This window comes from Kordiimonas sp. UBA4487 (assembly GCF_002389025.1).
GTDB classification, from domain to species: domain Bacteria; phylum Pseudomonadota; class Alphaproteobacteria; order Sphingomonadales; family Kordiimonadaceae; genus Kordiimonas; species Kordiimonas lacus.
In genome coordinates, this window is record NZ_DGNR01000011.1 from 785,550 (window position 1) to 792,099 (window position 6,550).

Annotated in this window: 5 protein-coding genes and 1 pseudogene; 2 read left to right on the forward strand and 4 right to left on the reverse strand. The window is 62.5% G+C overall.

The window, feature by feature from the left end:
- Positions 1-47 precede the first annotated feature (47 nt).
- Positions 48-398: a DUF6916 family protein gene (locus B3Z17_RS09295; protein ID WP_068309142.1), complete on the forward strand. Its 351-nt coding sequence runs from the start codon at positions 48-50 to the stop codon at positions 396-398.
- Positions 399-429: 31 nt separating this feature from the next.
- Positions 430-990 carry a hypothetical protein gene (locus tag B3Z17_RS09300; RefSeq protein WP_286829542.1) on the forward strand — a complete coding sequence of 187 codons (561 nt, stop codon included), beginning with the start codon at positions 430-432 and terminating at the stop codon, positions 988-990.
- Positions 991-1,007: 17 nt separating this feature from the next.
- Here B3Z17_RS09300 and modC read toward each other — a convergent pair whose 3' ends face one another.
- From modC to B3Z17_RS09320, 4 genes and pseudogenes are all read right to left on the reverse strand, one after another.
- Positions 1,008-2,105 carry a molybdenum ABC transporter ATP-binding protein gene (modC, locus tag B3Z17_RS09305; RefSeq protein ID WP_286829543.1) on the reverse strand — a complete coding sequence of 366 codons (1,098 nt, stop codon included), beginning with the start codon at positions 2,103-2,105 and terminating at the stop codon, positions 1,008-1,010.
- On the reverse strand, positions 2,102-2,791 hold the full coding sequence (modB, locus tag B3Z17_RS09310; RefSeq protein WP_286829544.1) for a molybdate ABC transporter permease subunit: 690 nt from the start codon (positions 2,789-2,791) through the stop codon (positions 2,102-2,104). Before modB ends, modC begins: the two co-directional genes overlap by 4 nt.
- Positions 2,784-3,545 carry a molybdate ABC transporter substrate-binding protein gene (gene modA / locus B3Z17_RS09315; protein ID WP_286829545.1) on the reverse strand — a complete coding sequence of 254 codons (762 nt, stop codon included), beginning with the start codon at positions 3,543-3,545 and terminating at the stop codon, positions 2,784-2,786. Before modA ends, modB begins: the two co-directional genes overlap by 8 nt.
- Before the next feature lie 119 nt (positions 3,546-3,664).
- Positions 3,665-6,550, reverse strand: a pseudogene (locus B3Z17_RS09320) (hypothetical protein); the annotation flags it as partial.

Here is a 6,550-nt window from a genome sequence, read left to right on the forward strand (position 1 = left end):
CTCGCCAGGGAAGGCGGGAGTGGGTGGAACCAATTCGGGAGACAATCATGACCAATACAGAGACAGCACAGCTTTCTGTCGGGACCGCGAATGCGCAGCTTTTTGCTGGCGGCGAAGACCAGGACTATCAGTTTGTCGCGGGCGATCTGGCAATGCCGGTTCGGTTGATGGAATGCACAGAGAGACCTGATTCAGCCGGGCCAGACAGCAAGCGTACGCCCTTCCTGCTGATATTCCGGGCCGATGTCGATGAAGCGCACCTGATGCAGCAAACCATTGAATTTAACGGCAGCATCGTCGGGCTCAAGGACGGTTCCCTTGATGGCCTGATGATCCACCGGATGATGCGCCCGGCACAATTGCCTGAGGGCGCTTACTATCAGGTGATGTTCAACTGATCCCTGCCGTTACCGAGATTGGAGACACAGCATGATTGAAGGAACTGTCAACCTGCCGCACGGCATCAGCGCGCGCCCAGCAGGCCGCCATGACAAGGATTTCCTGGCGAAAATGTACAGGGACAACCGCGATGACCTGCGGATGGTTGACGCGGACAAGGACTATATCGAAACCGTGATCGAGATGCAGCTTGATGCCCAATCAGGCGGCTATGGGGCGCAGTTCCCCAACGCCATCTATCTGATCCTGGAAAAGAACGGCACCCGTATCGGGCGCCTGACACTGGATGTCCAGCCCGTTGAGCTTCGCCTGGTGGATCTGGATTTCATCAAGAAGGCCTCGGGCAAGGGTTATGGCTCGTCGATCCTTCTGTGGCTGATGAAGGCGGCGGCGACGACCAAGAAGCCACTTCTGGTACCCACCCGGCGCGATGATTTCGCCATGGGAAAATTCCTGATGCAATACGGGTTCGTTGAGGATGCGAGCATGTCGGACGATGTGTTCGCGCGCCTGAGCTGGATGCCGACAGCCGATGAGATGGCGGGTGTCGCGGACATCAAACCGCGTGCGGCTGCGGGCGGTACCGTTTAGGGATGCCCAGGCCTCGGCTAGGCGCCGGGGCCGTCAAACGACATGCTTTTCACCAGCGCGAAGACGGAGGTACCAGCCTTCAGCTGAAGATCATTGCAGGCATCGTGGGTGACCTGGGACCTGAGCTGGCCCCCACCGATATCGATCAGCACATCCACATGCCCAACATCATCAGCGTCGCGGATTTCCAGAATGGTGCCCTCAAGAATGTTGCGGATGCTGATGGCCTCCGGCTTCTTGAGCGCAATCGCGACATCCCGTGCCTTGACCCTCAGTGTCACTTCAGTGCCCGCCGGCGCTTCAATGGCCGGGGTGGTCATGGTTTGACCGTTCACCGCCAGGTGGGTCAGTTGCATGGTGCTGTCATGATCCTGCACCCGGGCCTCCAGGATCACGCCCGCTTCTGCGCGCCCGTCCGGCGGGATGAAATCAAGCTGGCTGAACAGGGTGCCTGCGGGACCTTCCGCCTGCTTCCGGCCGCCCTCGATGATCACCAGATGGTCGGCCAGCCGCGCGACCTCTGCCGAATCGTGGCTGACATAAAGAATCGGGATTCGGGCTTCCCGGTGGAGGGCTTCAAGGCAGCCCAGCAGGTCGTCGCGCCCGCGCCGGTCCAATGCCGACAGGGGCTCGTCCATCAGCAACAGCTCGGGTCCGCGCATCAGCGCCCGGGCCAGGGCCACCCGCTGGCGTTCGCCGCCCGAAAGGGTGTGGGGTGCGCGGTCCAGAAGGCGGCCGATTTTCATTTGGTCGACGATGTCCCCGAACACGGGCGGGGTGGCGCCAGCCCGCAGGGACCGTTTTTCACCAAAACGGATGTTGTCCGCCACATCGAGGTGCGGGAACAGGCTGGCTTCCTGGAACACATAGCCGATCGGGCGTTCGTGCGGGGCCTTGAAAATACCGCGCGCGCTGTCCTGCCATATGGCGTCGCCCACCTGCAGGCTGCCCTCAAGTTTTCCCAGCCCGGCCATGGCGCGCAGGATGGTTGTCTTGCCGCTGCCGGATGCGCCAAAAAGCGCGGTCACACCCGCGCGCGGCATGGTGAATGCCACGTCGATATCAAAGCCACCGGTCTGCCCCCGGAAGGCCGCCTGGATCATGTCAGCGCTCATGGCCGGTCCTCCCTTTTAAACCGCCAACGCTTTTCAAGCGTCATGACGGTAAAGATCACAAGGAAGGAGAAGGCCAAAAGGCCGGCCGCCAGCATATGGGCCGGTGCCCAATTGAGCGTTTCCACATAGTCATAGATGGCCACAGACAGCACCCGCGTTTCGCCCAGGATGTTGCCGCCGATCATCAGCACGACACCAAATTCACCCACGGTGTGACTGAACCCCAGCACCGCGCCCGTGAGGAAGCCCGGGCGCGCCAGTGGCACTGCCACGCTCCAGAATCGGTCCCACGGGCTGGCGCCCAACGTGGCGGCGACCTCCAGCGGGCGGTCACCGATAGCCTCGAACGCGTTCCTGATGGGTTGCACCACGAAGGGCAGGGAATAGATCACCGACCCGATCACCAGTCCTTCAAAGGTGAAGGCCAGGGACCGCGCGCCGTAAAGCGACGCAATCATGCCGCCTGGGCCGTCCGGGCCCAGCGCCATCAACAGGTAAAAGCCCAGCACCGTGGGCGGCAATACCAGCGGCAGGGCCACCACGGCGGCCACGGCTTCCCTGAAGCGGCTCCCGGACCGCGCCAGCCACCAGGCAATGGGCGTGCCGATAACCATCAGGATCAGCGTCGTGACAGACGCAAGTTTCGCCGTTAGCAGGATCGGGGACCAGATATTCAGATCATCCATCCGCGGCTCCCCCCTTGGCTGCGGGCAGGTGATACCCCATGCGGGAGATGATGGCGCGGGCTTCTGGTCCCTGAAGGAACGTGAGAAATGCCCGTGCGGCGTCATTGGTTTCACCGCGTGTCAGCAGCACAGCATCCTGCGCGATGGGCCGATGGAGGGTTGCGGGGACCAGCCAATAATCCGTCGGGGCTTGGTCGAACACCAGCGCCAGTGCCACAAAGCCCAGTTCCGCATTGCCTGTGGCAATGAACTGGTAGGCCTGCGCCACATTGGTGCCGCGCACCAGCCGCTCCTGATACGTCTCCAACAGGCCCATGGCCGCCAGCGTTTCAAGGGCCGCAGCGCCATATGGGGCCGTCGCCGGGTTGGCGATGGCCAGCCGGTCGGGGGCTGTCGTGGCCAATGTTCCTTCCTGAACCGGGCGCTTGTTGCCGCCATACAGCACGAGGGCGCCCATGGCATAGGTGAAGCGGCTGCCGCGGACGGCCAGGCCTTCGACCTCGGCACGTTGGGGTCGCACCTGATCGGCGGCGAGGAAGGCATCAAAGGGTGCCCCCTGGCTGATCTGGGCATAAAGCTGGCCGGTGGCCCCGAAACTGAAACGCACACGGTGGCCGGTTTCCCGTTCGAAAGCGGTGGTGAGGGCGCGGGCCGCATGGGTGAAATTGGTGGCCACAGCCACCCGGGTGTCGCCTGCGAACGCGGGGCCGCTCAGCAGCGCCAGTAGAAGCAGCAGTTTAGCAAAGCGCAGCATCAGCATTCGCCCGATCATTCCCGTGAAACACAACAAAATGTCTAGCGCGCGCCAGCGGTTGTGGCAAGGGCGGGAAAAAGAGGCGGCCCATCCGCTGGAGGGAAGGGCCGCTCTGTTGGCTAAAGGTCGATGTCAGCGAGGGCAATTTCACCCAGCGACACATCCGCAATGAAGATTGTGTTGCCGCCGCCGGTGTCGATCAGTACGCCATGGTCGCGGCCCAGCGTGGTCTCACGGGCCACAAGGGCAATGGAGTCGATCGGCGTGGTGATGCCGGTCAGATCCAGGCTGTCGACAAGCGGGTCGAAGCCGGTGATCACGTCATTACCGTGGTCACCTGCGAACGTGAATGTGTCCGCGCCTGACGTTCCGCGAAGCCGGTCGTCGCTGGCCGCCACATCCAGGACTGTGCCACCGTCACCCAGGATAGTGACCTGTGTCAGTTCAGCCAGGCTGATGTCTTCAAGGAACACGCTGTTGCCGCTGCCCAGGTCCAGAAGCACACCATCGTCGCGGCCGTGAGTGGTCTCATACGCCGCGTCCAGGACATCGGATAGCGTCGCAAAGCTCGTGGCCACGCCAGACAGGTCAAGCGTATCGTCGCGGCTGTCCAGGTCGGTGATCACATCGTTGCCGGAATTGGCGCCCAGAATGAAGCGGTCATCATGGCGGTTGCCGGTGAGGGTGTCATCGCCCGCGCCGCCATTGATGGTGTCGTCACCGCGCCGTCCGTCGATCTGGTCATCACCTTCTGTACCGTTCACTACATCAGCACGGTTGCCAGCGCGGATGCTGTCGCCTTCGACTGGTAAGGTTACGTCGGTTTCGCCGCTGAACAGGATGGTGGCATCCATCAGCTCAGCCAGGGACAGGCCTTCGATGAACAGGGTGCCGCCCCAGTCATCCACCAGCAGGATACCCGCAGTGCCACCCTGTGTTGTTTCTTCCGCCGCCGCCAATAGGTTGGCTGCGGTGATGGTGGTGGCGCTGAGGTCAAGAATATCGGCGTCGACGTCAAAGTCGGTGACTGTGTGATTGCCGGTGTCGATCGAGCGCACCACGAACCTGTCGCTGCCCGAGCCTCCTGTCAGCTGGTTGTTGCCCGCACCGCCGATAAGTGTATCGTCACCCGCGCCCGCGTCCAGCGTGTCGTTGCCGTCCCCACCATCCAGCGTGTCGTCACCGGCCCCTGAGGTCAGCATGTCATTGCCAAGCATACCGATCACATAGTCATCGCTGCTGTCGCCCGTCAGGGTGTCGTTTCCGTCGGTGCCCAACCACAGGGTGCCTTCAATGGCGAAGTTGCCAACGGATACATCCGTTGCGGTCACGCCGACGAGGCGCAGGCTGTTGCCGTTGCCGTCATCAAACACCGCATCAGCGCCGTCCTGTGTCAGCCCTGCCAGGACCTGGGCAAAGTTGAAGCCGGCACCGCGCAGGTCCAGTTGGTCCGTGCTGATGTCAAAGTCCGCCACCACATCATTACCGAAGCCGCTGCCGAACTGGAAGAGGTCTGCGCCTGCACCGCCCGTGAGCGTATCGTCGCCTTCCCCGCCAATGAGAATGTCGTCTCCATTGTCGCCCAGAAGCGTGTCATTGCCTGCGCCGCCATCAAGGGTATCCGCGCCCGCGCCGCCAGACAGAATATTGTTGCCGTTGCCGCCGTTCAGCAGGTCCGCATGGTTGCTGCCGGTCACGCCTTCGAAATTCTGGTAGACGTCCTTGCCGATGACGGCGCCACCAGCGTCCGACAGGCTGATATCTGTCATGTCCACACCGGCTGTGAGGTCGGCGAAGGTGATGATATCGACCCCAAGGCCACCGTCCACCGTATCGCCGCCCATGGGCTCACCGGCGTAGGGGCTGAAGCCGTCCGGTGCCGCATAGGCGAAATCGTCGCTGCTGAAGGCAAAGGTTGCCGAATGGCCGCCCCGACTGCTGCTGTCGTAGCCGCCGGCGGTGGGAACATAGGGTTCGGTGATGCCGGTCATGGCGGCATGGCTGGTATCGCCTGCGGCGATTTCCGCGGCCGTGGCACCATTCTGCCATTCACCGTTGACGGAAATCCAGATGGCACCTGCGTCGGCATCAAATGCCACACCAATCACGTCGCCTTCTTTCACGCGGTCAAAGCCGTTCTCATCGCGGCGTATGCGTCGACCGTCGCCAACATAGGTCTGGCCATTGCCGCGCAGCGTCAGGGAGCCTTCAATTTCGGCCAGCTCCTGACTCCAGTTGCTATCTGCGGGCGCCGCAATGGCCACAAAGAGACCGCTACCGGCCCGCGCGATATCTGTAAGCGTGATTTCCCAATAGTGCTGGCCGGATGCCATCTCATCGGTCGCGGCAATGCCTTCACGGCTGCGGCCACCACTATAGATATAGCTAAGGTCATCTGTGACGCTTACCTGCGGTGCATCCGACGCATCCTCCAGGCCCACGCCCGATGAAGCCTCTTCGTCGCCGTAGGCGCCCACCGTGTCATCGCCGCAGCCGGCGCTGATCAGGTCAGCGCCCGCGCCGCCTTCGATCCAGTCGTTGCCCGCGCCGCCATCGATGGTGTCGATGCCGCCGCCACTGAGAATCCTATCGTCGCCCGCCAGGCCAACAATACTGTCGCGGCCCAGGCTGCCGGTCAGGCTGTCGTTGCCGGCTGTGCCCATGACCGTGTCGCCAAAGCTGAAATCGCTTTCGCTGACGGATGCCGCACTCACGCCTGCAAGCGTGATGCTGTTGCCATTCGCGTCGGAGACCACAGCGTTGCCGCCTGCGTCTGTGATTGTCAGGCCGCTAAACGACAGGGTGGAGACCGAGAAATCGAGAATGTCAGTACCGATACTGAAGTCCTCGATCACGTCCTGGCCCCAACCGTCGCCGAAGACGAAACTGTCGGCGCCCGAACCGCCCGCAAGCGTGTCGTCGCCCGCGCCGCCCATCAGAGCGTCATCACCTGCGTCGCCGGTGAGCTGCTCGTCACCGTCGCCGCCGATCAGCGTATCGTCGCC

What these genes read in the sequence shown, in the direction of transcription:
- modA (WP_286829545.1), bottom strand. Translation starts at nt 3,545, where the DNA reads ATGCTGCGCTTTGCTAAACTGCTGCTTCTACTGGCGCTGCTGAGCGGC.
- B3Z17_RS09295 (WP_068309142.1), top strand. Translation starts at nt 48, where the DNA reads ATGACCAATACAGAGACAGCACAGCTTTCTGTCGGGACCGCGAATGCG.
- B3Z17_RS09300 (WP_286829542.1), top strand. Translation starts at nt 430, where the DNA reads ATGATTGAAGGAACTGTCAACCTGCCGCACGGCATCAGCGCGCGCCCA.
- modC (WP_286829543.1), bottom strand. Translation starts at nt 2,105, where the DNA reads ATGAGCGCTGACATGATCCAGGCGGCCTTCCGGGGGCAGACCGGTGGC.
- modB (WP_286829544.1), bottom strand. Translation starts at nt 2,791, where the DNA reads ATGGATGATCTGAATATCTGGTCCCCGATCCTGCTAACGGCGAAACTT.